This is a genomic window from Saccharopolyspora antiqui, from assembly GCF_052246905.1.
In the GTDB taxonomy this organism is placed as follows: Bacteria; Actinomycetota; Actinomycetes; order Mycobacteriales; family Pseudonocardiaceae; genus Saccharopolyspora.
On sequence record NZ_JBQQBO010000001.1, the window covers coordinates 213,074 to 238,547 of the forward strand.

The following is a 25,474-nucleotide window of genomic DNA, read 5'->3' on the forward strand; positions in this document are numbered from 1 at the left end:
CCACGACGATTCCGCTACCGGCGCAGGTCGTCCCTGTGCGGCCAGACGATGATGTCGTCGGGATCCCCCGGTTGGCGGGGCACGACCGAGAGCGAACCGCGCGTCGTCGCGCCGGTGACGGCCCACGCGGCGCTGCGTGTCGCGCGCACGCTGGCCCCGGCGATGTAGATCGCCCCGCGACGGGCGAACTCGCAGAGCGAGACCAGCACGCACAGCTGGTACAGCACGCGGTCGATGCGGCCGTGCCGATCCACCACGGCCGACCGCCACGCGCTCGGCACGATCCCCTCCACCGGGATGTTCTGCTCGGCGTCGTAGTAGCGGGCGGTGCCCCAGACCCTGGTGTAGTCGTCCATGAGTTCCCCCAGCGCGGCCATGATCGGCCAACTCGCGACCTCGCGGCACCGGAACTCCAAGGCGCCTACCACCAGCAACAGCACCTGCTGGTAGTAGGACGAGTACGTGCTGCGCAACACGGCCCGTTCCCGCCGGGCCTGAACCGGCTCGCCCCCTTCGCCATCCCGCACCAGTTCCCGCAGGCGTTTCTCGCCGACGATCGGATACAGCGCGTCCCGAACGGTGTCGTCCGGGCTGTCGAGGGCGGTCCTGGCCAGCCGGAGCAGCAGGGCGTCCCGCTCGCTCTCGGACAGCGGTTGCCGAGGAACTTCGCGTTCGAGCCGGTGCTCGGCCCGCCAGTGGAGCTGGTGGACCAAGCCGATCAGGACTTCGACGAGCATGTCGGTGGTTTCCCGGCGGCGGGCCGAACACAGCGCGGCCAACAGGGTCAGCCGGACGTCCGCTGGCAGGGACAGCAGATCCTCCGACTCCGAGGTCGCCGCCCGAGCGCGCCAGGCTGCGACCAGTTCCGCCGGTACGTCGTCGAACAGCCCGCTCGGCAGGCACAGCGCCTGCAGTGCGGCCTGCCGGTCGATTTCCTGGATGAGGAACTCCAGGCCGCCCTCGGCCGAGTCGGAATGCAGCTTCGCCAACAGCGTGGTCGGCAAGCCCAGCGCCTGCACCGAGGCGAGTTCGTCGATGTCGCGGATCAGGGCTCCCACGCTGATCGTGCCCACGTCCTGCTGGAGTTCGGCCAACAGCCGACCGTGCCGGGCTCCGGTGTCGGTCACCAGGGCCTCCAGCCCTTCGGTCGCGGTCCTGAGTCGAGCCGCGACGCGCTCGCACGACCGGGTCTCGAATTGGTGCGAGGCGAGGGTCACCGAGGTCTCGATCTCCGCTTGGCTCGGCCGCTCGACGCGTTCGACGCAGCAGTGCGTCAGCAACGCCGAGACCAGGCGTTCCCGATCCAGTCCGAGGTGCCCGATCTCGTTGGCCAGCCACGCCGACCAACGCAGGACGTCCGACTCCCCGGAATGGCGAGGTCCGCGTGCCGCACCGCCCCTGTCCCGACGGGGCTCGTCGAGGCACCCGGCGAACTGCACGGCACCCGCTTCCACGTTCGTCGGCTCGGCGTGGTCAGCTTCCGCGCCGCGCGTTTCCTCGGAGTGGATCCGAGCCGCGGCGGTATCCGAAATTAATTCAGCAGCGTGCAGCGAAACGGTCGGGTCGTCCCAGTGCGGTCGCGCATCATCCATTCCCTTCTTTCCAATGTTCAAGCTTCAGTCGCCCCCTGTCCGCAAATGCGCACCCGAAAGCTAGCTTTCACACCTGCGACACGATCGAGCGATAACGCTTTCCAGCTCGACGACCAGCCACCAGCAGGTCGTTGCGAAACGAATGGGGTGCGGAATACGCACGTCCCACCGCTCGACGCCGCGACCAAGAAGCGACAAATCAAGCCCACCGAGAAATGTCGTCAACGCGGTCGGCGACCACCACCGGAAGTCCGATCTTCGGATGCGGGGCGGGCTTCGTCGGGGCGGCCTCGCGCCAGCCGTTCTCCGCACCTGGATCGAGCTAGGTTTCACCAGCCGGTAGATCCGCTGCGGAACGCTCGTCCAGGGGAACCCCGAACGCGCATCGCGGACAGTTCGCGGGAGTCCACACCGAGCGGTCGGCGACGGCAACGCTCGCCGGATGCAAGCCGATGTTCCACATGTCTCGTGCCCACATGGACGGCTTGCCACGCCCGCGTGGGGTTTGGAGCACGAGCAGTGCACCAACTGCCACCGGTGATGCGCCTAGGGTCGTCAAGTCGTCGACGGTCTGACCAACCGCGTCGCCGGAGTCGTAAACGTCCTCGACCACCGCAACCGTCTTACCCAGCAGTCGGGCGCGATCGGCCCGCGGAATGCGGTACCGCACGCCGTACCGTTCGCTGCCGTCTTCGTGTCGTTCGGCGAAGCAGCATTCGACCTCCTGGTCGGCGGCTACGAGCTCAGCGAGGAACGCACCGCCCGGCATCGGCCCGCAGACCACGTCCACCTCCGGCAATGCCCCGGCCAACGAGGCGACCAGCGGGGCGACGAGCGAAGGCTGGGCGAACAACCGGGAGCGTTCGAGCCGCAGATCGCCGTGGAGTCCCGATTCGTACTCGAAATGCCCGCGCCGCGCCGACAGCAACGACAGGATCGTAGCCAACTCGGGCCGCATCGATCCTCCGGTCGCTGCTCGGCGGTGCGCGGACAAATCCGAAAGGTACGAGCCCGCCTCGGGTCGTGGTGTTCGGGCGGTTATGCGTTGCCGTTGCGGGCGCTCTTCCACAGATCGATTCCGCCGTCCGAAGCATACTGGTCGATCTCGGTGAGCTCGTCCGGCGAGATCGAGAGGTTGTCCAGCGCGGCGATGTTCTCATCGAGCTGACGGACCGAGGACGCACCGATGACCAGCGAGGTGACCCGCCGGTCCCGCAGCGCCCAGGCCAGCGCCAGCTGGGCGAGCGTTTGTCCCCGCCGCTTGGCGATCTCGTCCAGGGCCCGCAGGCGTCGCAGCATCTCCTCGGAGAGCCAGGACGGGTCCAGCGACTTGCCCTGGACGGCCCGCGAATCCGTCGGAACGCCGTTGAGGTAGCGGCCGGTGAGGATGCCTTGCGCGAGCGCGGTGAATCCGATGACGCCGATGCCGAGTTCGTCGGCCGCGTCGAGCAGACCTTCGTTCTCGATCCACCGGTTCAACATCGAGTAGGACGGCTGGTGGATCAACAGCGGCGTCCCGAGGTCCCGCAGGATCGCGGCAGCCTGGCGGGTGCGCTCCGCGTCGTAGGAGGAGATCCCCACGTAGCGCGCCTTGCCCTGGCGCACCGCGGTGTCGAGTGCGCCCATGGTCTCCTCCAGGGGCGTGGTCGCGTCCAGCCGGTGCGAGTAGAAGATGTCGACGTAGTCCAAGCCCATCCGCTTCAGCGACTGGTCGAGGGAGGCCAGCACGTACTTGCGCGAGCCGCCGCCCTGGCCGTAGGGGCCGGGCCACATGTCCCAACCTGCCTTGGTGGAGATCACCAGCTCGTCGCGGTATGGCGCGAAGTCCTCCCGCATCAGGCGGCCGAAGTTGATCTCGGCGGCACCGTAGGGCGGTCCGTAGTTGTTGGCGAGATCGTGGTGGGTGATCCCGAGGTCGAAGGCGCGGCGCGCGATCGCGCGCTGGTTCTCGAAGGGACGGTCGTCGCCGAAGTTGTGCCAATACCCCAGGGACAGCACCGGGAGGTCGAGTCCCGATCGACCGGTGCGCCGGTACTGCATCGTTGCGCTGTAGCGGTCGGGGGCGGCGACGAAGTTCATCGAGATCCTCTCGTGTCGAGCTCAGGACGAGGTTCCGCGATCACATCACGGACCCGTCCACTCTGCCCGTACCCCGCTGGCGAAGTCCATCAGATGTAGTTCATCGAACTCTTCTCAGCAAAGAGCAGGTCGACTTGCCCGCGGCGATCCCGCGCATCGCGAGCGACATCGAGAGCCCATCGCCGCTATTCGGCCATTCCCCCGATATCAGGCGGATTCCGCGTGTTCGCCTGCGGGCGGTCCCGGGAATGGCGCGGTGCGATGTGCGATCGTGCTCGGTATGCGAGCTGTAGGAGTGACGGAGTTCGGCGGGCCGGAGGCCCTCCAGGTCGTCGACGTGCCCGAGCGGCACGCGGGTACCGGCGAGGTGCGCATCCGGGTGCACGCCGCGACGGTCAACCCGACCGACCTCTTCATCCGCAACGGGACGCGGGCCCAGCGGTTGGCCGAGCACCCGCCGCCGTACGTGCCGGGCATGGACGCGGCCGGGGTGGTCGACGAGATCGGTCCGGACGCGCAAACCGATCTGCGCATCGGCGAGCACGTGATGGCGATCGTGCTGCCGCGCGCATCGCACGGCGGTTACTCCGAAAGCCTGGTCCTACCAGCTGAGTCGGTCGCCCGCGTCCCGGCCGGGGTGGACGACGTGGCCGCATCGACGTTGCCGATGAACGGGCTGACCGCCCGACGCGCGCTGGACCTGCTCGGGCTGGCGGCCGGCCAGGTGCTCGCGGTGACCGGCGCGGCCGGTGCGCTCGGCGGGTACGCGATCCAGCTCGCCAAGGCCGACGGTCTGCGGGTGATCGCCGATGCCGCGGAGCGCGACCGCGAACTGGTGCGCGGCCTCGGTGCGGACGTGGTGGTCGACCGGGGTGACGACGTGGCTGCCCGGATCCGCGAGGTCGAGCCCGCGGGTGTGGACGGCGTGGTCGACGCCGCCGTGCTCAACGAGTTGGTGGTTCCCGCCGTGCGCGACGGTGGCGGTGTGGCGACGGTTCGCGGATTCAACGGTGCCGCCGAGCGGGGTGTGCGCTACTACCCGGTGTTCGTGACCGATTACGCGCGCGAGAACGCGAAGCTCGACCGGCTGCGCCAGCAGGTCGAGGACGCCACGATCACCCTCCGGGTGGCCGACACCTTCGAACCCGAGCGGGCCGGTGAGGCGCACCGCCGCCTCGAAGCCGGTGGTACGCGCGGCCGGTTGGTCATCGTCTTCTAGGTGCTGCTTCTCCGGGGCGGGATTGAAACGCGCTCAGGCGCCGCGGGCTCGCAGCTCGCGGCGCAGGAGCTTGCCGGTCACGGTCTTCGGCAACTCGTCGAGGATCTCCACCTCGCGCGGGTACTTGTAGGCCGCCATCCGCTGCCTGCAGAACTCGACGAGTTCGCCGGGTTCGACCTGTTGGCCCTGGCGCAGGCTCACGAACGCCTTGACCGTCTCGCCGCGGTAGGGGTCGGGAATTCCCACCACGGCCGCCTCGCGGATCGCGCCGTGCTCGTAGAGCACGTCCTCGACCTCGCGGGGCCAGACCTTGTAACCGGCCGCGTTGATCTGGTCCTTCTTCCGGTCGACGAGGTAGAACCAGCCGTCGTCGTCCATGTAGCCGACGTCGCCGGTGCGCAGCGCCCCGCCCGGCATGGCGCTGGCGGTCTCCTCCGGTTTCCGCCAGTAGCCGGGCACCACCTGCGGTCCGGCCGTCACCACCTCGCCGATCTCCCCCGGTGGCAGATCTTCGCCGTCGTCGCCGACGATCCGGACCACCGTGTTGTAGAGGGGGACCCCGACGGACAACGCCCCCGAGGTCTCGTCCACCGGCGCCGTCGCGTGCAGCGGAACCCCGTGCGAGGGCGAGGTCGTCTCGGTCAGCCCGTAGATGTTGTGGATGTACTGGCCGAACTGGTCGCGGAACGCGCGGGTGGTGCTCGGCGGGATGGGTGCGCCGCCGGAGTAGATCTTGCGCAGGCTGGCCAGGTCCGCTCGGGTGGCATCCGGGGCGTTCATCAGCGCGATGAACACCGTGATCGAGCCGACCGTGAAACTCGCCTGCTCGTCGCGGATCGCGTCGACGGTCAGCGATGGCTCGAACCGGTAGGTCAGCACCAGCGGTGCCGGTAGCAGCAGTGCGAGCGCGACGTGCCCGATCAGACCGGTGATGTGGAACAGCGGCGCCACACCGAGGATCACGTCACCGGAATCCAGCCCGATCCAGTCCCGGTAGGTCTGGGCGTTGAAGACCACGTTGCGGTGGGTGTTCATGGCGCCCTTCGGCGGACCGGTGGTCCCCGAGGTGTAGGTGAGCACCGCGACGTCCTCGGGTGCGAGCTCGACCTGTTCCGGCCGCTTGCCCCGGAAGCTTTCGATCAGCGCCGCCATGTCCTCCGCACCCGCGCACGAAAGCCGTTGCACGGCGGCGAGAACACGCGGATCGTCGCGCGTCTGGTACTCCAGTTCCGAGGTCGTGATCGTCAACTCGACGTCGGTGTCGGCGACCACGCCGCGCGCGACGGACTCGTGGAGACCTTCCAGGCACACCAGTCCACGGGCGCCGGAATCCTTCAGCAGCAGGCGGAGTTCGCGCTCCTTGTTCATCGGATTGATCGCCACCGCGATGCACCCGGCCTTCCAGACCGCCAGCAGCGCGATCAGGAACTGCGGAACGTTCTGCAGGAACAGGCCGATCCGGTCACCGCGGCGCATACCGCGATCGAGCAAGGCGCAGGCGAAGGCGTCGGAGAGCTCGTCCAGCTCCCGGACCGTGATGCGCCCGTCGAAGTACCGGATGACGGTCAAATCGGGAGACCGGCGAACCGCAGCGGCGAACATGGCCAGCGCGTTCGGGTGCTCGACCTCGATGTCGGCGGGTTGTCCTGGGTCGTAGCGGGCGAGCCACGGCCGCTCGTCGTAGACGCTCATCCGTCCTCCCCGACCAGATGCGGTGTTTCCCCGGTCTGCACTGACGTTTTCATCCGACGTCGCCTCCGTCGAGGTATCCCGCGCGATTGCCCACCGACGACGAGAACTCCTCCAACCTCCCAACGATCACCGCGAACACGGCCACCGAACCACAACTCTCCTGATATACACCGCACCAACCCCCACGATCAACGCCCCTCTCCCCAGACGGAACCACCACTCGCACGCTCCGCCTACGGGACACCAGCGCCCCGTTTCCACGATCGCGTGAAGAGTGAAGGGCACCTTTGACCGGCTTACTCGGTCAAAGGTGCCCTTCACTCGGTCAAAGTTCCCGAATCGCGGTGGAGTGCATCGGTCTGCAATGGACGTTGGGGCGGTTTACCAGCCTGCTAGGGATCCTGCGTCTACCGGTAGGGTTGCGCCTGTTACGAACGAGGCTTCTTCGGAGAGTAGCCAGACGGCGGCTGCGGCGACCTCCTCGGGTTCGCCGATCCGCTGGAGGGCCTGCGGTTTCATGATCTGCTTCAGCCGTTGTGGGGTGACGCCGCGGGCGAAGCCCGTCATGATCGTTCCCGGTGCGACGGCGTTGACCCGAATGCCGTCCTCGGCGTATTCGAGGGCCGCGTTCTTCGTCAACCCGACGAGTCCGTGCTTGGCGGCCGTGTAGGCCCCCAACCGCCGCACCCCGCGCAGGCCCGCGTTGGACGCCGTGTTGACGATCGAGCCGCCCGCGCCGCGCAGCATCTGCCGGATCTGGTGCTTCATCCCGAGGAAGACGCCGCGCAGGTTCACCGCGATGATCCGGTCGAACTCCTCGTCCTCGATGTCCGCGAGCAACTGGCCGCTCGAACTGATCCCGGCGTTGTTGTGCGCGAAATCGAGTGCGCCGAACCGCTCGACGACGCCCGCCACCAACGCCTGCTGGTCCTCAGCACGCGAAACATCGCAGGCCTGGAAGTCCGCTTCGCCACCCGCCTCCCTGATCAAGCGCACGGTCTCCTCGCCCGCGTCACGCGCGGACGCCAGATCCGACACGAGCACGCGTGCGCCCTCCTGCGCGGCGCGAACCGCGGTGGCGCGCCCGATCCCGCTCGCCGCCCCGGTCACCAGCCCGGCCTTGCCGGTCATCGATCCCATCAGCCGTCCTCCCGCTCTCGGCACCGGATGTCCGGTTCGTCACCACCGAAACCGACCAATCCGGACATCCACTGCCGCGCTTGCCGTTCCAGACAAGAACGCGTTACCACAGTGGACGCCGCGTGCCCAGACCGCGCTGCGACTTCAGTCGACCCGGGACAGCCGGATGACGGGCAGCACCCGATCCGTCTTCTCCTGATATGCCGCGTATCGCGGTTGGCTGGCGATGATCCGCTGCCACGCCTCGTCCCGGCGGTCACCGTGGAGCTGCTCGGGGACGACCCGATGCCGACGCCCGTTGATCTCGACCACCACCTGGTCCGGATGTGCCGCGAGGTTGTGGTACCAGGCGGGATTGGTCGCAGCGCCGCCGAGTGACGCGACGATCAACCAGGCGTTGTGCGCATCTCCGTCGGCGAAGTACGCGACGGGGTTCTTCCGCTGCTCGCCCGATTTGGCGCCGACCGTCTCCAGGTACAGCAGATCCATCCCCTGGAAAGTGTTGCCGGTGCGTCGATGCACCTTGATCAGCAGCGGCCGCAGCAGTCGCATGAAGAACATGGCGGCGCCCACGCGCGCACCGCGCGTCCCGCTCGAAGTCCGGTCGAAGGCCATGTGGCAGTCCTTTTCGAATCGGCACAACAACTGATTGCCATCTATCATTTAGGACTGTAGCAGCAATCGATAGGGTCTTATCATTTGCTAGGATGCGGCGTGCCTGAAACGTCTCGGCAGCACCTCCGGGCCGACGCGGCTCGCAACCTGCGACGCATCGTCGAGGCCGCGCACGTCGTGTTCAGCCGAGGCGACCCCAACGTGTCCATGGAGGAGATCGCCGCTGAGGCCGGGGTCGGCATAGCCACGCTCTACCGCCGGTTCCCGAGCAAGGAGGACCTGGTCAGGGCCGTGCTGGATCAACGGTTCACCGACCTGATCACGCCAGCCCTAAAGTGCGCCGAGCAGGAACCCGACCTGCGAAAAGCGGTGCTGCTGGCACTGGAAGCGGGCGTGTCCTGCGCGGCGCAGGAGCAGATCGCACTGTCGGTCGCGTCCAACGTCGGTGCCCTGACGATGGACCTGGCATGGCGGTTCTTCGAGCCGGTGAGCAAGTTGATCCGGCGCGGGCAGGAAGCGGGGGTGTTCCGCGCAGATCTGGTTCCCGAGGACACCCCGCGACTGGTGTTGATGCTCGTCGGCACGTTGCCCTCGTTCGAGCCGGGATCCGACGGGTGGCGGCGCTATTTGGAATTGCTGGTCGACGGACTCGCGCCAGGAGGCACGACCAGCCGACTGCCGTCGGCAGCACCGGTGCGAGACCACTGCCCGAAGTTCTGATCCGCACGCCTGCGATGCGTTCAGCCTGGCCGCGGACGCGATCGCACCTCGGTCACTGGCGTCGTGGCCGGGTTGGCGCGATCCGGCGGCAGGTAGGCTGACCTCCCGGAATTCGGTGGAGGCGGGAGGAACGGTTGGGCGCGGACAGCGTCAGCAGCGGGTCGTCGGCCGATGTGCACTACCTCCGGGTCAAGTCGGATCTGCTCAGCGGGCGGTTCCCGCCGGGGACGGTGCTGTTGGAGACCGCGCTCGGCAAGATGTACGGGGTTTCCAGGACGCCGATGCGCGAGGCGCTGGCCCGGCTGGCGCAGGACCGGCTGATCGAGCGGTCGTCCCGGGGGTTCGTGGTCCGGGAGCGCTCGGCCGAGGAGATCCTGGCGATCTACGAAGCCCGCATCCCGCTGGAGACGACCGCGGCCGCGCTGGCCGCCGAGCGGCGCGGCAGCGTCGATCTGGAACGGCTCGAACACCTGCTGGCTGCCCGGCGCGACGCCACCGACCCGGCTACGCATGCCGGGTTGAACGAGCAGTTCCACCGCGCGCTGCGGGCCGCCGCGCGCAGCGACGTCATCGCCTCGACGCTGGAGCAGCTCGACGCCCTCCTGACGGTGTACCGCCCCGACCGCTCGGTGGCGAAGGTCGTCGATCGGACCGTCGAGGAGCACGAGGCGGTGCTCGACGCGGTGCGGGACGGGGCTGGTGAGCGTGCCGGTGCGGCGATGTCCGCGCACCTGACGCGGATGCGCGATCTGCGCGTGGCGACCCTCGTCCGGCTGTCCACTGGCTGAGACGGGTATTCGGGCCGTTGACCCGCATCTACCCCGCGTATACGTTCGTATACGTTGATCTCGTGTCCGGGAGGAGGCGCATGACCGAGGGGTTGGTGGACGTGCGCCGGTCCGGGTGCACGAGCCGAGGTGCGGTTTCGAGCACCATCCTGCTGGTCCGGCGTCGGTGCGTGGACCTGTTGCTGGTCACCAGCTGTCTGTGTCGCGGCTGAACCGCAATTCGGGCCGCCGATGAAGCGGCCTCGCCCAAAGGTCATTTGCGCGCGATTTTCCGGTTCTCCCTCAGCTTCGTCGTAGCGGCACCCAACGTTGGGCAGCTGCTTTCCTCGTGCCGAAAGGCAGTTCTCGAAATGTCCGAACCTTCTCGACGCATGCATCTCGGCCTGACCATCTGGCCGACTGGTTTTCATCCCGCGGCCTGGCGGATTCCCGGATCCGACAGCGGCGGCAACTCGAATCCCGCTCTGCTGCAACAAGCCGCACGCACCGCCGAGCGCGGGGTGTTCGACTTCTTCTTCATCGGCGACCGGTTGGTGGGGCTGACCGCCTCCCAGTTCGCGGCGCCCAACGAGGTGCTGCGGCCGGAGGCGTTGACGCTGGCCGCGAACATCGCCGGGGTGACCGAGCGGATCGGTCTGATCACCACGATCAACACCACCTACTCCGACCCGTACAACGTCGCGCGGGCGACGGCGACCATCGACCACCTCAGCCGCGGTCGGGTGGGTTTGAACATCGTGACCGGCAAGAACGTCGAAGCGGCCCGCAACTTCGGCCGGGAGCAGCACTGGGACAACGCCCGCCGCTACGACTGGGCCACCGAGTACATCCAGGTGCTGCGATTGCTGTGGGACAGCTGGGAAGACGACGCCCGCGTCGCCGACCCGGCCACCGGTCGGTTCGTGGCTCCCGAGCGGGTGCACCGCATCGACTTCCGGGGCGAGTTCTTCTCGGTCGACGGGCCGTTGAACGTCGAGCGCCCGGTGCAGGGACTGCTGCCGATCGTCAATGCGGGCGCCTCCGAACGCTCCCGCGAACTCGGGGCCGAGTATTCGGATCTGCGGTTCACCAATTCGTCGCGGCTGGGGCTGGCCGAGGCGCAGGCCTACTACGCGGACCTGAAGGGCCGGTTGGCCAAGTACGGCCGCGAACGTTCCGATCAGCTCATCGTTCCGGGCGTGGCCGTGTACGTCGAGCCGACCGAACGCGCGGCGCACGAGGCTTATTCGACGCTGCAGGGGCTGCTGGAGACCGGAGCGGCTGGGCGCGCGCAGCTGTCGGAAGTGCTCGGCACCGATCTCGCCGAGGTGCGCGGCGACGCGCCGCTGGGGGATGTCGTCGAACTCGCCGGTCTCGGGCCGGAGGCGAGCCAGCTCGTCGAGTCGGCCCGCGAGCTCTACGGGCACGAGCGCGTGACGGTCGCGGAGGTCACCGCATCCCTGGTGCGCGGCGGGTTGTTCAAGGAGGTCGTCGGGTCGCCGACCCAGGTGGCCGACGTCTTGGAGGAGTGGTTCAGCACCGGCGCGGCCGACGGTTTCATGATCTTCCCGCCGCGGGTGCCGCACGGCATCGAGGCATTCGTCGACCTCGTGGTCCCGGAGTTGCAGCGCCGCGGGCTGCACCACCGCGAGTACGCGGGGACGACGTTGCGCGATCACCTCGGTCTGTCCCGGCCCCGCAACCGGTTCGCCGCAACCGCGACCTCGGCGGTGTCCGAATGAGCGCGCCAGCCGTGCCGGTGTTCGTCAGCGCCGCCGAACTCGCCGACCTGCTCGACGACGACCGCGACGATGTGCGACTGCTGGAAGTGCACCGCGAACCCGACGGCACGAGCCCGGACGGTCCGGCCGGTCATCTGCCCGGCGCGGTCGCCGTCGACCTGGTCACGGAACTCGCCCGAACCGACGCCCCGCCCATCCAGGGGCGACGTCCGCTGCCCCGCGTAGACGAACTGCAACGCGCCGCCCGGCGATGGGGTCTGCGCAACGACTCCACCGTGGTCGTCTACGACGATCGCAGCGGGCTGGTCGCGGCCCGGGCCTGGTGGGTGCTGCGCTGGGCGGGCCTGGAGCGGGTCAGCATCCTCGACGGCGGGCTGCGGGCCTGGACCGCTGCCGGTCGGCCAACGGGTGCGCTGGCCGAGCACGTCAGCCCCGGTGATGTGACGCTGCGCGGTGGCGCGCTGCCCGAGCTGGACACCGATGGAGCCGCCGCGCTGGCGGCCCGGCACCTGCTGATCGACGCGCGAGCCGAGGACGCGTTCCGCGCCGGACACATCCCGCAGGCCCGCAACATCAGTTCCAGCAGCGCGCTCGGCCCGGATGGCACCTTGCGCGACGCCGCCGAGCTGCGCGCGCGTTACGGACTCGCCGCATCCGACGCACCGGTTCCCGGCATGTCCTGCGGGGGTGGTGTGGCCGGTGCGTTCGGGGTCGCGGTCCTGGCGCACCTCGGCAGCACGGCGCCGTTGTACGTCGGCTCGTTCTCGGCGTGGAGCGCCGATCCCGACCGCCCGGTGGCGACCGGCGCAGAACCGTCCATAGTGGAGGAACGCCGGTGAGCGGCCGCGGTTCCGGCGGGACGACGCCCGTCGAGCACGCCGCGCCGCCCGGAGATGGCGACCGGGGCGTCTCCGGCCGGGTTTCCGCCGTCGGGGACGAACTACTCGAACGCGACCGCAGGCAGGCGGTGCGCTTCCGCCGCGCCGTCCTGGCCGGTCGGTTCGCCGTGGCGGTCGTCGTGCTCGGAGCCTGGCAACTCGCCTCGGACCGGATCGTCCCGTCGTTCTACGTGTCCTCGCCCACCGCGATCGTCGGCCGACTCATCGAACTGGTCATCAGCGGTGAACTTTGGCCGCACCTGGCCCAAACCCTCGTCGAGGTGGCCATCGGATTGCTGGTGGGTGTTCCGATCGGCGTGCTGCTCGGGGTCGTCCTCGGATTCTCCCGGCTGCTCAGCGGATGGCTGCTGCCGTACGTGATGGCGCTCTACAGCCTGCCGAGAGTGGCCCTCGCACCGCTTTTCATCGTCTGGTTCGGCGTCGGTCTGCTGTCGAAGATCACCATGGTCGTGACGATGGTCCTGTTCGTCATCTTCTACAACGTCTACCAGGGCGTGCGGGAGATCGACACCGACCTGCTCGACGTGGCCCGTTCGTTTCGCGCCCGGCGCTGGCAAACCGCGTACTGGATCGTGCTGCCCGCACTCGTGCCGTGGTTGATCACCGCGCTGCGGCTGTCCATCGGCATCGCGCTCATCGGCGCCGTCATCGCCGAGATGATCGCCGCCAGCGCCGGTCTGGGCTACTACATCAAGTACGCCTCCGGATTGCTCGACGTGACCGGGGTTTTCGCCGGACTGGCCGTGATCACGGTGCTGGCGATCGTCCTCGACCAGCTCCTCAAGTGGGCCGAACGCCGCGTACCGCACCACCACTGACCGCTCCCCCGCACCTGATCGTGAGGAACGAACCATGGCCCGCACCAAGCACAGGCGGTGGACCACCGTGCTGGCAGTCACCGCCGTACTCGCCACCGGCTGCTCCGCCGAGGCCGGACCGCCGACCATCCGGGTCGGCATCGTCTGCGGCGGCATCGGCCTGGCCGCGCTCACCATCGACCGAGGCGGCCTGCCGGACGGGCTGCGGGCGCAGAAGACCTGCTTCGACAGCGGTTCCGACGCCGTTCAGGCACTGGCCGGCGGGAGCATCGACGCCTTCGTCGGCGCGGGGGAGCACATCGTGAACAACCGGGCCAAAGGGCTGGACGTCAAGGGCTACGCGGTGGTCAGCGAAAACCCGCCGTACTCCTTGGTGAGCCCGACCTCGGCGCCGGTGGCTCAGGTCGCCGACCTCGCTGGCAAATCGGTGGCCGTCACCGCGCCGGGCAGCCTGTCGGACACCGAACTCCAGCGCGCCACGGCCGAGGCCGGGATCGCCTACAAGGGATTGCACGTGGTGAGCGCCGGAACCGGAGCCACCATGCAGGCCACGATCGAAAAGGGCGGTGCTGCCGCCGGAATGGTCAGCGATCCGCTGCTGACGAACATGGTGCAGTCCGGCAAGTTCACCGTGACGTGGCAGCCGTCGTTCCGCTACATCGCCCTCGCCGTGATCGCCAAATCCTCCTGGGTCGACGACCACAAGCCCGCCATGCAGGCCTTCCTGAAAGCGTTGCGCGCCACGCAAGACCGGGCGAGCACGGACCCGGCGAGCACGCTGGCCGCGGCCCAGAAGCAAGCACCCGGACTGAGCCCCCAGGTGGTGAGCGCGGTGCTGACGGCGACGCTCGACCAGGCACCGGCCGGTCTCACCATCGACGAGGGCCCCTACCGGGACACCACCCAGGTGCTGGTGCAGGTCGGACAGACCCAGCAGGACAAGATCCCGGCGTTCACCGATGCCTTCGACTTCAGCCTCTTGGGACAACCATGACCACGTCTGGAATACGCGACGCGTCGTCCCGGCCAGCCGAGGTCGCCGTGCACGACCTGCGCGTCGCCTACCGCACCCGCGGCGGTCGTCATCTCGCCCTCGACGGAGCCGAACTCAGCGTCGGCGCAGGCGAATTCGTCGCCCTGGTCGGCCCGAGCGGGTGCGGCAAGTCGACGCTGCTCAAGGCCGTGGCCGGTCTCGTCGAACCGGCGACCGGCCACGCTCGCATCGGCGGGCACACCGTCACCGGGCCGCCCGCCGGGGTGGGCATGCTGTTCCAGAACGACGCCCTGCTGCCCTGGCGCACCGTGCACGAGAACGTCCGGTTCCCGCTGCAGATCGCGGGCGGCAGCCGGACCGAGCAGGACCAGCGCATCGGCGAACTGCTCGAACAGGTCGGTCTCGCCGAGTTCGCCGACTACCTGCCCCGCCAGCTCTCCGGCGGAATGCGCAAACGCGTCGCACTGGCGCGAACGCTCGCCGCCGACCCGGTGCTGTTCCTCATGGACGAGCCGTTCGGCCCGCTGGACGCGCTGACCCGGCGGCGCATCGGCGCGGAATTCCTGCTGCTGTGGGAAACGTTGCGCACCACGGTGATCTTCGTGACCCACGACGTCGACGAAGCGCTCCTGCTCGCCGACCGGGTGGTGGTCATGAGCCCGGCGCCCGGACGCGTGCGCGCGGAATTCCGGGTCACGCTCGACCGACCGCGCAACACCCGCGAACTGCGGTTCACCCCGCAATACCGCGACCTCTACGACGCCATCTCCGACGCACTCGGCCTCGCGGCACTGCAATGATCCCGAGCAGCACCGGATTTCCTGCCACAGCAACGGATTTCAGCCCAGGCCGACGCGCGGTCCGGCATACGCGCAATTGCGGTCAGCGCCAGCTGGCGCCGTGCCGGACTTGCTCGTGGTGCGAAAACCCTTGGCAGGTCACGATTGCGGGTCGCGGGCGATGCTGGCGGTGGCGTGCCTGGCCCGGTCGCGCCGTTGCAGATCGGCGAAGAACCGCACCATGCCTGACTGTCCGTGCAGCACCATGGCCAGTTCCTGCGGCGCGCCGTCGGCGGCGCGGTCGAGCTCGTCGGCCATGCACTCCAGCAGGGCCGCCCGTTCGGCGTGATCGTGGGTGGCCGCGCAGCGCCGCATGAGCTCACGCACGCGCACCACACCCGACTGCGGATACCGTTCGAAAGACACATCAGCCACGCTCATGCGCCAACCTTTCCGGGGTGGGTTGGGGAGGGACCAGCGAGATGCCTGCCGAGTAGTACCGCACCCGGCAGGCCCGGGCAGGACGCGCAGCGGCCACGGATCGGGCAGCGCGGCGATAACGCCCCCACGACAGGGGCATTCGTGCAGCGTGCTGCGGCCCTGTCCTCCGATCGAGCGGATTTCACGCCATCGCCCGGCCGCGAGCCCGGGTGCGGGGCGCGGCGCCCGGAGTTCGCGCCGGGGCCAACTCGGCGCCAACGCGCGGCCCGTCTCGATCCTCCCCCGGTCACCCGAAGCGAGACTAGCGGGCCGCCCGCTGACACTGTTGAGCGATTCAGACCCGCACCTCGTCGACCCGGACGCGGGGGTCGAGACGCGCCTCTGCATCCCCGAAGGGGTCAGGCGGCACCTAAACCAGCCGATCGGGTGAGGCGACCTTGCTGAGCTGGCGCAACCCGATCGCCAGGCGTGCCTCGCGGACGACTCTCCACCGCCCGCCGCGGTGCGGCCAGGCGCCGGGTTGGGTCCGGCGGATCAGGCGTTGACACAGGTCAGCAGACAGCCGATGGCAGGTGTATCCGGTTGCCAGCGGCCCGCGGCACGTCCCGGCACGGGCAGGTACCGACTCGCCCAAGGCTGATCGGTTCAACAGGACACCCGATCAGACAACGCGTAGCTTGCGCCTGGGAGTGATCGCGACCGCCTCGCACAGCCGCGATCAAACCCCCGCCCCGATCTTTCGGGGGCCGACCCCCGGGGCCCACCCCTGCAGCCACCGGAGGGTCGGTTCCCTTCCCAACGGCGGTGGCGCACGGTGTCCCCCCAGACCGTCGCCACCGCCGCAAGCTTACGGCCGGTAGTTGCATGAGCACATATCGACACCACGTGTTGGCCCCCGGTGTGTCGCGGGCTCGTGCGTACCGACCCGCGAAGATCACCCGAATGGGGCCCTCCGCTCCGTCGCACCGGGACGGAGCGGAGGGCATCGGGTGTTCCGCGCGGTCCGGCGGCTCGGCATGAATCCGATCGTCCACTGAGGACGTTGCGCAGCACTCAAAGAGCTGTTCCGACAACCGCAGCGGCGACCCCGCGCCAGCCCGGACCGTCGGCGACCACCTGTTCAGGTTTTTCCTGGGCGGTTGCTCGGCGACGGCGATGGCGATGCAGCATCGTGAGGTCCGCAGCCGTGGTGCCGGGTGAACGGAAAGGGCGAGCATGCCGCAGGCGGATCTCGTGCTCGAAGGCGGTGGAGTCAAGGGGCTCGGCACAGTCGCGGCCGTCATCCGGTTGCTGGAACACGGTTACCGCTTCCCCCGGATCGCCGGGACTTCCGTCGGCGCGCTGGTGGGTGCGCTCGCCGCGGCCGGGGCGGATGCGGCGCGGATCCGCAGCGACCTGGGCCGCCTGGACCTGTCGCGCATCCCCGATCGGCGGCGGCCGGGGCTGCCGGTGCTCAGCGAAGGTTTGGCGCTGCTCACCCGAAGCGGCGCCTACGCAGGCGATTACCTGCGGGACTGGTTGGATCGCGAGCTGTCCGCGCTCGGTGTCACGACGTTCGGCGATCTCCGCCGCGAAACCGACGGCGACGACGCCAAGCTGCCGCCCGACCAGCACTACAAACTCGTCGTGCTGGTAACCGACATCACGCACGGCCGCCTGCTGCGACTGCCGTGGGATTACCACCTGCTCCACCTGGACCCCGATGCCCAGTCGGTCGCCGAGGCAGTGCGGATGTCGATGTCGCTGCCGCTGTTCTTCGAACCGCAGCGGCTCATCGATCCCGTCACCGGCGAGGTGTCGCTGATCGTCGACGGTGCGGTGCTGTCGAACTTCGCCGTCGAGATCTTCGACCGCACCGACGGTGTTCTGCCCCGTTGGCCCACCTTCGGCATCCGCCTGCTCCCCGACCTGCCCAAGGGGATCGGCGAGGTGTTCCCGGGGCTCGGCATGCCGCTGCCACCGCCGTTCGAGCTGCTCAAGAAGGTGCTCATCACCGCGGTAGTCGGGCACGACCAGACCCAGCTCAGCCGCCCCGAAGTCCGCGAGCGGATGATCACCATCGACACCTCGGACGTGGGGATCACCGAATTCGACATCGACCAGGCCAGTCGGGACGAGCTGATCCGCAACGGACGCGACGCCGTCGACCGGTTCCTGGCCCGCCGCAACGGCCAGGCCGCGCGCGCCGATCTTCGGACGAAGCTCGATGCGAGCCCTCGACCGAAGATCGGCACCGACTGAACCCCGACCGCTGCCGCGCGGGCCGTCAGCAACTCCGCAGGAACTCCTGCAAATCGGCCAGGGTCTCCACCGGTCGTTCCTCGGCGAGGTAGTGCCCGCACTCCAGCACTCGGCCGTGCGCGTGCGGAGCCCACCGCCGCCAGACGTCGAGGACGTCGGGCTCGCGGCCCAGCGGTCCGTGCCTGCCCCACAGAACCAGGGTGGGGCAGGCGATCTGGCGTCGGCCGCGGTCGGCCTCGTCGTCGGCGACGTCGACGCTGGCACCAGCGCGGTAGTCCTGGCACATCGCGTGGATCACCGATGCTCGGTGGTACGCCTCGCGATAGGCCGCCAGCGCCTCGGGCGCGAACAGCTCGCCAGCGCCGCGCAGGAAGAACGCGTCCGGGTCCGCGGCGATCAGCCGCTCCGGCAGATCGCCCTGCTGCGCGAGGAAGAACCAGTGCCACGCAGCGCGGGCGAACGAGGCGTCGACCCGGGCGAAGACGTCGGCGGTGGGCAGGATGTCGAGCACGGCGAGCGCGGTCACCGCGTCGGGGTGGTCGAGCGCCAGCCGGTAGGCGCAGCGCGCTCCCCGGTCGTGGCCGACCACGGCGAACCGGTCGAAACCGAGCTCGCCCATGACCGCCACCTGGTCGGCGGCCATGGCCCGCTTGCCGAACGCGGCCACCTCGTCGACCGCCTCCGGCGGTGGTGTGCTGTCGCCGTAGCCGCGCAGGTCGGCCACCACCACCGTCCGGTCGCGGGCGAGGCCGGGCGCGACCTGGTGCCACATCGCAGAAGTCTGCGGGTAGCCGTGCAGCAGCAGCACCGGTGCGCCGCTGCCGCCGACGCGCACCCGGATACTCGCCCCTGCCGACGTCCGCACGTCCCGGGTCTGGAAGCCCTCGAACATCAGCGGTCGAACCCGTACCACTCCAGCGCGTTGCCGCGCAGCACCGCATCTCGCTCGGCGTCGGTGAGCGCGGCGAGCAACCGCCCGCCAGCGTCCCCGTGGTCGTGCGGGAAGTCGCTGGCGTGCATCAGCACCGCCCCCGCGTCGAGCAGATCCAGGGCCTCCCGCACCTGCACGGGGTCGTGCGGGAGATGCGCGGGTGCGGTCGAGAGCCGGATGTGGTCGCGAACGACCTCCGAGGCCTTCCGGTCCAGCCACGGCACCTCTCGCCAGACCCCCTTCCAGTCCTTGTCGAACCGCCACAGCAGCGTGGGCAGCCAGGAGAACCCGCACTCCAGCAGGGCGACCCGCAGGTCGGGCAGCTGGGCGAACACGCCCTCGGTCGCCAGGCTGGTCACCTGCGCCTGCACGATGACCTGGGAATTGCTCAGGTAGTCCTCAAGATAGGTGTGCGTGAAACCGCTGGAGATCGGCGCGTTGCCGACCCGGCCCCAGGCGTGCAGGCCCACCACCAGACCGCGTTGCGCCGCGGCGCGCAGGATCGGCCGGTGCGACACGTTGCCCCACGGCGTGTCGGTCCGGGTCGGGAGCAGCACCTGGACGATCCCGGGGTGATCACCGATCCGCTCGATCTCCGCGACGGCGGCGTTCGTGTCGAGCGTCGGCACCACCATGCTCGCCCGCAGCCGGTCGTCGCGACCGAGCCATTCCTCGATCAGCCAGTCGTTGACCGCCCGGGTCAGCGCTGCCTCGTAGTAGGGATTTCGGTTGCAGTGGAACGAGGTCGTGCAGTTGAGCACCGCGATGTGCAGCGCATGCGGATCGAGCAGCTGCGCGCGCAGCTCGTCCACGGTGTGCGGCGGGAAGGTCCCGGCCGCGCGGGCGACCGGGGTAGCGCTCGTGGGCGCCAGCGGTGGGTACGCGCCGCCCTGCGTCGGCGAGAACGACATTCCCGCGTCGAGCACGTAGCCGCGCCAGTACTCGTCGAGGTATGGCTCCAGATCGAGGAACGACGCTGGCGCGCAGTGCACGTCGATGTCGATCGCACCGACCACGGTGGGCGCGGTCATCGGGAAACCTCCGTGTTTCGTTCCGGCATGTTTCGTTCTGGGAGTCCGTACAGTCGGCACGCGTTGACGCCCATCACCGGTTCACGAATCGAGGCTGGCAGCAGCCGAGGGGCGAGTCGAGGCGAGTCGAAGTCCCAGTGCGGGTAGTCGGAGGCGAACATGATCCGGTCGCTCATTCCGATGTGCCGCAGCGCCGTTTCCAGCTGGGCGGGGTCATCGGGCTCTTCGATGGGCTGGGTGGTGAACCAGATGTGCTCGCGGATGTACTCCGACGGCGGCTTGCGCAGGTGCGGAACGTCCTCGCGCAGCTGGCCCCAAGCCTCGTCGAGCGCCCACATCAGCGGTCCCGCCCACGCGATCCCGCCTTCGACGCAGACGACCTGCAACGACGGGAACTCGGTGAAGACGCCCTCGCAGAGCATGCTCATCACCAGCGCGGCCATCGTGTTGCCGTTCCAGACGTGCTCTTCGAGGTAGAACGACGGCCAGCCCGCGCCCCGGTGCTGTTCGAGCCCACCGGTGTGCGCGGCGATCGGCAGGCCCGCTTCGGCCGCCGCGGCGTAGATCGGCCAGTACCTGCGCCGCCCGAACGACGACTCGCCGCCGGTGGACAGCAACACCTGGGAGAACCGCGGATCCCCGGCGCGGCGGCGGATCTCCTCGGCCGCGTACTCCGGCGTCTCGATCGAGACCGCGATGGAGCTGCGCAGCCGCGGTTCCTGGTCCAGCCACTCCTCGACGAGCCAGTCGTTGAGGGCGTGGCAGAGCGCGGCGGCGTACTCCGGCTCCTCGACGCCCCAGCTGTGCCCCTGCAACGGGATGAGGATCCCGTGATCGATGTCGAACTCGTCGAGCAGCTGCTCCCGCATCGTCTGGAGGTCGCTGCCCGGGAAACCGCCCTCCGGCCAGGAGTCGAGCCGGAAACCGGCGTTGCGCACCCGGGGGTAGATCTCCGGCGGTCCCGGCACGCGGCTGCCGAACATCTCCCACCGCCGCTGGTGCTGGGCGCTGAGCCGGGGCAGGATGTCCCGGGCCAACGCGTGCGGGTGGATGTCGGAATCGACGATCGTGTAAGCGGCCCGAGTACCGGCGCGGACGGGCGTCTGGGGTGCTGCCGTGCTGGTCATTTCTCACCTCCGGGTGCGGCGCCCGGCCTCACCGGGCGGGGGCTGGTGTCGACCACGACGTAGGCGTCTTCGACGTGCACTGGGAAGGTCTCCGCGACGTACGGGCCGGGCATCCGCCCACCCTTGGGCTCAGCCGACGGCTCATCGGATTCGACGGTCACGTCGTAGGTGCGAACGGGCGGTTCGCCCGGTCCGAGGAAGGATTGGCCGGTCGCCAGGTCGTATTCCCAACCGTGCCAAGGGCAAGCGACCAGCGCCTCCTCCCCGACCATCTGGAACTCGCCCGGAGCCGACGACTGGACCCACGGCTTCGTGCGGCCGACGCACAGCGGACCACCCTGGTGCGGGCAGAAGTTGTTGAGGGCGTAGAAGCGGTCGCCGATCCGGAACACACCGATCGACCGGCGTCCCGCCTGGACGAGCTTGCGCTCCCCGGGCGGGAACTCGTCGAGCCTGGCCACCACGATTTTCATGATTTCGACATTAGGAACAGCATTGGCCGATCCGGAAGAAGAAATTCGGGATGCGGACCATCGATGCGCTCTATGGCCCCGAATTCTGGGCGGCGGCGCGGACTGTTTCACGCATCCAGCGGTGTGCCGGGTCGGCCTCGTGCTTCTCGTGCCACCAAAGGCACTCCACGATCGGCTCGGGTTCACCGGGGTATTCGAGGATCCGAAGATCGGTCCGGTTGGCGAACCGGCGCGCGAGCCGCTCTTGGATGACGGCGACGCGGTCGGTGCCCGCGACGAAGTGCGGCGTGGCGCGGTAGCTGTCCACCCGCACCGCGACCTCGGGACTCACCGCGAGCGCCATCATCAGCGGCGCCAGCGGCGCGGTGGGCGGGTAGTCGCCGCCGGGGTGGTGCGGCACGACCCACGGCCTGCGCTCCAGTTCGGCGGTCTCCAGCCGCGTCCGGTTGGTCGGCACGGTGTCCGCGTCGACCACGCACACCCAGCGGTCGCGGAAGAGCTCCGCGCAGCGCAGTCCGGACAGCCGCAGTCCGGGCGTCGGCGCCGAGGCCAGCCCGTCGATGAGCCGAAGCGCCTCCACCGCGTCCGAGGGCAGGGCGCCGGTGACGAGCATGACGTGCAGTTTCGCCCCCGGTGCTTGTGCGTGCAGCGCCCGGGAGACCGCCTCCCCCATGGCGTCGAGCACGTAGTCCGGCATGAGCAGCTTGTACTCGCGCCGAGTGGTGGCCGGATCGAACGGCGCGGTGGTGAACAACCGCTCCGCCGCCTCGCACAGCGGCTCGATCTGGGCGGCCAGTTCCACGGCCAGCGGTGACAGCACGTAGCCGCCCCGTCGCCGGACGAGCAGTTCGTCGTCGAAGTGCCTGCGCAGCCGGGCCAACGCGGCGCTCGTGGTCGGTTGCGTGACTCCGATGCGCTCGGCCGCTCGGGTGACGTTCCGGGCGCGCAGCAGTTCGCGGAGGAAAACGAGCAGGTTGAGGTCGAGGTTGGCCAGGGAGGACCCGTGTTCCTTCATGAGGTCCGTCCCAGCATCATCGCCACCAGGTCATTCATCCTCACCCGCGATGGCGTGTCAAGCCACGTCGAGCCGGGTCGCGGTCCGTCGCCGACCCGCTACCCGACGCCTACCATCGGCTGCACATCGGTTTGGTCTGCAAGCCATTCAATGGCGATCCGGTGGAGGAGGAGACAACGATGTCGACGGACGGCCACGCCACCGAGCACACCATGACGCGCCTGGAAATCCCCACCGGAAAGGGCTTCGCGGAGTTCCGGTCCGCGTTCGAGAGGGCCGTCCCCGGTTTCGACCGCGCCGCCGTGCTCTGCCTCGGCGAAACCGGCGCGACCTGGGATGACGTCAAGGCAGCCGTGGCCGCGCAGGCGCCGCACGACTTCGTGCTGTTCACGACCTTCGACACCACCACGCTGATGGCGATGGCGGGCCACCAGCGGCCTTGCGTCGAATACCTGATGGGAAACCACACCATCGCCGAACGGATGTTCCGCCACCACCCGGCGACCCTGCTCTACGCACCGCTGCGGGTGCTGCTCTACAGCGACGACGACGGCCGCGCCGTCTTCGCCATCGACCAGCCCAGCACCGTCTTCGACGGGTTCGGCCACCCGGCCATCACCGAAGTCGGGCGGGAACTGGACGACAAGGTCGCCGCGCTGCTCGACCACCTCGGCGTGGACGTGGCCCGCTACTGGCCGACCCGGGCGTAGCACCGAAGGAAAACCGCGTGCTCCCACTGCTGGGTGTAGTCGTTCGGTCGCTCGCGGTGCTATACAGTCACCGCCCGCAGGTGATCATCTCGCGGCACTCGCCGTGCTGCGCCAGGTGTCGCACCCGCGCGAGCATCCGCAGCACAACCCACCCACCTTCGGCGAGAATGGACCACTGTTGGACCGCGACACGAACTGGATCCCGGACGGAGCCGACCTCGATACCCCCAGCGCTGCGCGGGTCTACGACTGCCTGTTAGGTGGCGCCCACAACTTCGCGGTCGACCGGCAGTTCGCCGCGAAGGCGAAGCAGGTGTTCCCCGGCGTGGACGTGGCATGTCGCGCCAACCGTTCGTTCCTGCGACGTGCGGTCATGTTCGGCCTGGACGCCGGTGTGCGCCAGTTCCTGGACATCGGCTCGGGCATCCCGACGGTCGGCAACGTGCACGAGATCGCGCAAGAGGTCGACCCCGCCGCCCGGGTCGTGTACGTCGACAACGAAGCGGTCGCCGTCGAGCACAGCAAACTCATCTTGCAGGACAACGAGCACGCCTCGATCATCCGCGCGGACATGTGCCAACCCGACGACTTGCTGGCGCACGCAAGGGATTCGCTGGACTTCTCCGAGCCGATCATGCTGCTGATGCTGGCCCTCGTGCACTTCATCCCGGACAGCGCCGGACCGGCCGAGCTGGTCGCCCGATACCGCCAGGCGCTACCGACGGGCAGCTACCTGGCGATCACCCACGCCACCGGCGACGCCCGACCGGCGGACATGAGCAAGTTGGAAGCGCTGTACGCGACCAGCAGCAACCCGGCGGTGGCGCGGTCGCGCGCCTGGATCACCGGTCTGTTCGACGGCTTCGAGCTCGTGGATCCCGGCGCGGTCTTCGTGCCGCAGTGGCGGCCGGACAACGAGACCCTGGACAACCCGGAGAACTACATCTTCTTCGGCGGCCTCGGAAGCAAACGCGCCAGTTGAACGGAAGCGAGTGCCGGTACTGGTCGGAGCTGGAGCCAGTACCGGCACCCACTACCCGGCGCCGTCACGGCTTGGACGGCTCCGGGCTCGCGGCGGCGACCGCCGCGTCCTGACCTGCCGGTTGCGAAACGAGGATGAACGCGGCAGCGACCATGGTCAGCACCGCCGCGATCGCCACCACGATGAACGGCACGTTGGTGTTGCCGCCGGAAGCACCGAGGACAACGCCTCCGATGTACGGGCCGAGGATCCCGCCGAGGCGACCCACGCCCAGCATGTAGCCGGTTCCGGTGCCGCGCGCGTTCACCGGATACGTCATCGCGCAGGTGTTGTTGAGCATGAACTGCCCGCCGATGAGGAAGAAACCGGCCAGCGCGATCGCGATGATGTTGAGGATCGCGTTGTGCGTGAACACCACGCTCAACGTCACCAGCGCACCGAGCCCGCACCAGACGCCGAGGCTCAACCGCCGCCCCAGCCAACGGTCGGCGACGTAGCCGCAGACGATCCCGCCCACGAACGGCACGCTGTGCAGTGCCGCGCCGAAACCGAAGCCCAGCGCGAAGTTCCCGCCGCGCTCGATCATCAGGTTAGGTGTCCAACTGGACAGCCCGTAGTTGATGAACAGCAGGAAGAACGCCGAGACCCACAGCGCGATCGTGGCCACCGCATAGGGCCTGCGCAGCGGGATCAGCCAATCACCGCGCTGTCGCCCGGTTTTCACGAGCTGGGCGAACGGGAGTTCGCGGTAGAGCGCGGCGCGATCCGGGCGCACCTTGGACATCAGCGCGGCGGCGCGTTCGGTCTTGCCGCGCGACACCAGGTATTCCGTCGATTCCGGGAACACCGCGATGAACAGCAGACCGACCAGACCCGCGATGGACCCGAAGTAGAACAGGAACTGCCAGCCGTACTGCTCGGTGAACAAGATGCCCAGGATCGAGGCGAGCACCCCGCCGAGGGAGAACCCCGCCGCCGACAACGTCGCCAACCGGAACCGGCTGCGGTTGGGCAGGTATTCGTTGATGTAGGCGGTACCCAGCGGCATGACCACACCGAGACCGATACCGGTGATCAGCCGGATGAAGATGAAACTCTCGTACGAGTTGGCGGAGGTGGCGGTCAGCAGGCTGAACACCCCGGAGATGAGCAGCCCGACGATCATGGTGGGCCGTCGGCCGATCCGGTCGGCGACCACGCCGTGCGTCAACGAGCCGATCATCACCCCGACCAGGCCCGCCGAGACCAGCAGGCCGGACTGGGCGGGGGTGAGGCCCCACGGTTTGGAAACGAAGTGGATGACGTAGGACGGCGCCAGGATGTCGTAGCCGTCGAACAGGATGGCGAGGAAGACCAGTCCGACGAGCTTCCAGTGAAACGGCCGTAGCGGCGCCTCATCGAGTTCGGCCCGAACGTCTATCGAGCGATCAGCCATGTCAACCTCCGTTGGTTGTCCATTTAGCGCTG

At 68.9% G+C, this 25,474-nt stretch carries 24 protein-coding genes; 11 read left to right on the plus strand and 13 right to left on the minus strand.

Going from position 1 to position 25,474, the window contains the following annotated elements:
• Nucleotides 1–14 precede the first annotated feature (14 nt).
• The 3 genes from ACTWQN_RS00940 to mgrA form a co-directional block, all read right to left on the minus strand.
• Nucleotides 15–1,592, minus strand: a complete 1,578-nt coding sequence (locus ACTWQN_RS00940; RefSeq protein WP_443201343.1) for a hypothetical protein — start codon at nt 1,590–1,592, stop codon at nt 15–17.
• Between the two features lie 322 nt (nt 1,593–1,914).
• Complete coding sequence (locus tag ACTWQN_RS00945) at nt 1,915–2,550, minus strand: hypothetical protein (RefSeq protein ID WP_443201344.1); 636 nt, start codon at nt 2,548–2,550, stop codon at nt 1,915–1,917.
• An 80-nt stretch (nt 2,551–2,630) separates the two neighbouring features.
• Complete coding sequence (mgrA, locus tag ACTWQN_RS00950) at nt 2,631–3,671, minus strand: L-glyceraldehyde 3-phosphate reductase (RefSeq protein ID WP_443201345.1); 1,041 nt, start codon at nt 3,669–3,671, stop codon at nt 2,631–2,633.
• 280 nt (nt 3,672–3,951) lie between these two features.
• On the opposite strand from mgrA, the gene ACTWQN_RS00955 reads away from it, so the two are divergent.
• Nucleotides 3,952–4,890, plus strand: a complete 939-nt coding sequence (locus ACTWQN_RS00955) for an NADP-dependent oxidoreductase (protein ID WP_443201346.1) — start codon at nt 3,952–3,954, stop codon at nt 4,888–4,890.
• A gap of 33 nt (nt 4,891–4,923) precedes the next feature.
• Here the strand turns inward: ACTWQN_RS00955 and ACTWQN_RS00960 are convergent, their stop codons facing one another.
• The 3 genes from ACTWQN_RS00960 to ACTWQN_RS00970 all read right to left on the minus strand — a co-directional run bounded on the left by ACTWQN_RS00960 (nt 4,924) and on the right by ACTWQN_RS00970 (nt 8,337).
• The gene (locus ACTWQN_RS00960) at nt 4,924–6,582 is read right to left on the minus strand and encodes an AMP-binding protein (protein WP_443201347.1); all 1,659 of its coding nucleotides are present in this window, start codon (nt 6,580–6,582) and stop codon (nt 4,924–4,926) included.
• A 381-nt stretch (nt 6,583–6,963) separates the two neighbouring features.
• Entirely contained in the window at nt 6,964–7,722 is a 759-nt protein-coding gene (locus ACTWQN_RS00965) for an SDR family NAD(P)-dependent oxidoreductase (protein WP_443201348.1), read from the minus strand.
• 144 nt (nt 7,723–7,866) lie between these two features.
• On the minus strand, nt 7,867–8,337 hold the full coding sequence (locus ACTWQN_RS00970) for a nitroreductase/quinone reductase family protein (protein ID WP_443201349.1): 471 nt from the start codon (nt 8,335–8,337) through the stop codon (nt 7,867–7,869).
• Nucleotides 8,338–8,436: 99 nt separating this feature from the next.
• On the opposite strand from ACTWQN_RS00970, the gene ACTWQN_RS00975 reads away from it, so the two are divergent.
• From ACTWQN_RS00975 to ACTWQN_RS01005, 7 genes are all read left to right on the plus strand, one after another.
• Entirely contained in the window at nt 8,437–9,057 is a 621-nt protein-coding gene (locus ACTWQN_RS00975) for a TetR/AcrR family transcriptional regulator (protein WP_443201350.1), read from the plus strand.
• A 134-nt stretch (nt 9,058–9,191) separates the two neighbouring features.
• The gene (locus ACTWQN_RS00980; protein ID WP_443201351.1) at nt 9,192–9,845 is read left to right on the plus strand and encodes a GntR family transcriptional regulator; all 654 of its coding nucleotides are present in this window, start codon (nt 9,192–9,194) and stop codon (nt 9,843–9,845) included.
• 371 nt (nt 9,846–10,216) lie between these two features.
• A complete protein-coding gene (locus ACTWQN_RS00985; RefSeq protein WP_443201352.1) occupies nt 10,217–11,566 on the plus strand; it encodes an NtaA/DmoA family FMN-dependent monooxygenase in 1,350 nt (449 codons plus the stop codon).
• Complete coding sequence (locus ACTWQN_RS00990; RefSeq protein ID WP_443201353.1) at nt 11,563–12,405, plus strand: sulfurtransferase; 843 nt, start codon at nt 11,563–11,565, stop codon at nt 12,403–12,405. Before ACTWQN_RS00985 ends, ACTWQN_RS00990 begins: the two co-directional genes overlap by 4 nt.
• The gene (locus ACTWQN_RS00995) at nt 12,402–13,283 is read left to right on the plus strand and encodes an ABC transporter permease (RefSeq protein ID WP_443201354.1); all 882 of its coding nucleotides are present in this window, start codon (nt 12,402–12,404) and stop codon (nt 13,281–13,283) included. The genes ACTWQN_RS00990 and ACTWQN_RS00995 overlap by 4 nt, the downstream gene beginning before the upstream one ends.
• Before the next feature lie 34 nt (nt 13,284–13,317).
• Nucleotides 13,318–14,277, plus strand: a complete 960-nt coding sequence (locus ACTWQN_RS01000) for an ABC transporter substrate-binding protein (protein WP_443201355.1) — start codon at nt 13,318–13,320, stop codon at nt 14,275–14,277.
• Nucleotides 14,274–15,077 carry an ABC transporter ATP-binding protein gene (locus ACTWQN_RS01005; protein WP_443201356.1) on the plus strand — a complete coding sequence of 268 codons (804 nt, stop codon included), beginning with the start codon at nt 14,274–14,276 and terminating at the stop codon, nt 15,075–15,077. Before ACTWQN_RS01000 ends, ACTWQN_RS01005 begins: the two co-directional genes overlap by 4 nt.
• Nucleotides 15,078–15,215: 138 nt before the next feature.
• Here the strand turns inward: ACTWQN_RS01005 and ACTWQN_RS01010 are convergent, their stop codons facing one another.
• A complete protein-coding gene (locus tag ACTWQN_RS01010; protein WP_443201357.1) occupies nt 15,216–15,497 on the minus strand; it encodes a hypothetical protein in 282 nt (93 codons plus the stop codon).
• Nucleotides 15,498–16,712: 1,215 nt separating this feature from the next.
• Here ACTWQN_RS01010 and ACTWQN_RS01015 point away from each other — a divergent pair.
• On the plus strand, nt 16,713–17,738 hold the full coding sequence (locus ACTWQN_RS01015) for a patatin-like phospholipase family protein (protein ID WP_443201358.1): 1,026 nt from the start codon (nt 16,713–16,715) through the stop codon (nt 17,736–17,738).
• Nucleotides 17,739–17,763: 25 nt separating this feature from the next.
• Here ACTWQN_RS01015 and ACTWQN_RS01020 read toward each other — a convergent pair whose 3' ends face one another.
• The 5 genes from ACTWQN_RS01020 to ACTWQN_RS01040 form a co-directional block, all read right to left on the minus strand.
• A complete protein-coding gene (locus ACTWQN_RS01020) occupies nt 17,764–18,630 on the minus strand; it encodes an alpha/beta fold hydrolase (RefSeq protein ID WP_443201359.1) in 867 nt (288 codons plus the stop codon).
• The gene (locus ACTWQN_RS01025; RefSeq protein WP_443201360.1) at nt 18,630–19,700 is read right to left on the minus strand and encodes an amidohydrolase family protein; all 1,071 of its coding nucleotides are present in this window, start codon (nt 19,698–19,700) and stop codon (nt 18,630–18,632) included. The genes ACTWQN_RS01020 and ACTWQN_RS01025 overlap by 1 nt, the downstream gene beginning before the upstream one ends.
• Nucleotides 19,697–20,827 carry an amidohydrolase family protein gene (locus tag ACTWQN_RS01030; RefSeq protein ID WP_443201361.1) on the minus strand — a complete coding sequence of 377 codons (1,131 nt, stop codon included), beginning with the start codon at nt 20,825–20,827 and terminating at the stop codon, nt 19,697–19,699. Before ACTWQN_RS01030 ends, ACTWQN_RS01025 begins: the two co-directional genes overlap by 4 nt.
• Nucleotides 20,824–21,300 carry a Rieske (2Fe-2S) protein gene (locus tag ACTWQN_RS01035; RefSeq protein ID WP_443201362.1) on the minus strand — a complete coding sequence of 159 codons (477 nt, stop codon included), beginning with the start codon at nt 21,298–21,300 and terminating at the stop codon, nt 20,824–20,826. The genes ACTWQN_RS01030 and ACTWQN_RS01035 overlap by 4 nt, the downstream gene beginning before the upstream one ends.
• Before the next feature lie 70 nt (nt 21,301–21,370).
• A complete protein-coding gene (locus ACTWQN_RS01040) occupies nt 21,371–22,315 on the minus strand; it encodes a LysR substrate-binding domain-containing protein (protein WP_443201363.1) in 945 nt (314 codons plus the stop codon).
• A gap of 179 nt (nt 22,316–22,494) precedes the next feature.
• On the opposite strand from ACTWQN_RS01040, the gene ACTWQN_RS01045 reads away from it, so the two are divergent.
• Complete coding sequence (locus ACTWQN_RS01045) at nt 22,495–23,025, plus strand: DUF302 domain-containing protein (RefSeq protein ID WP_443201364.1); 531 nt, start codon at nt 22,495–22,497, stop codon at nt 23,023–23,025.
• 178 nt (nt 23,026–23,203) lie between these two features.
• On the plus strand, nt 23,204–24,007 hold the full coding sequence (locus tag ACTWQN_RS01050) for an SAM-dependent methyltransferase (protein WP_443201365.1): 804 nt from the start codon (nt 23,204–23,206) through the stop codon (nt 24,005–24,007).
• A 64-nt stretch (nt 24,008–24,071) separates the two neighbouring features.
• Here ACTWQN_RS01050 and ACTWQN_RS01055 read toward each other — a convergent pair whose 3' ends face one another.
• Nucleotides 24,072–25,442, minus strand: coding sequence for an MFS transporter (locus tag ACTWQN_RS01055; protein WP_443201366.1), 1,371 nt, complete (start codon nt 25,440–25,442; stop codon nt 24,072–24,074).
• Nucleotides 25,443–25,474: the final 32 nt, after the last annotated feature.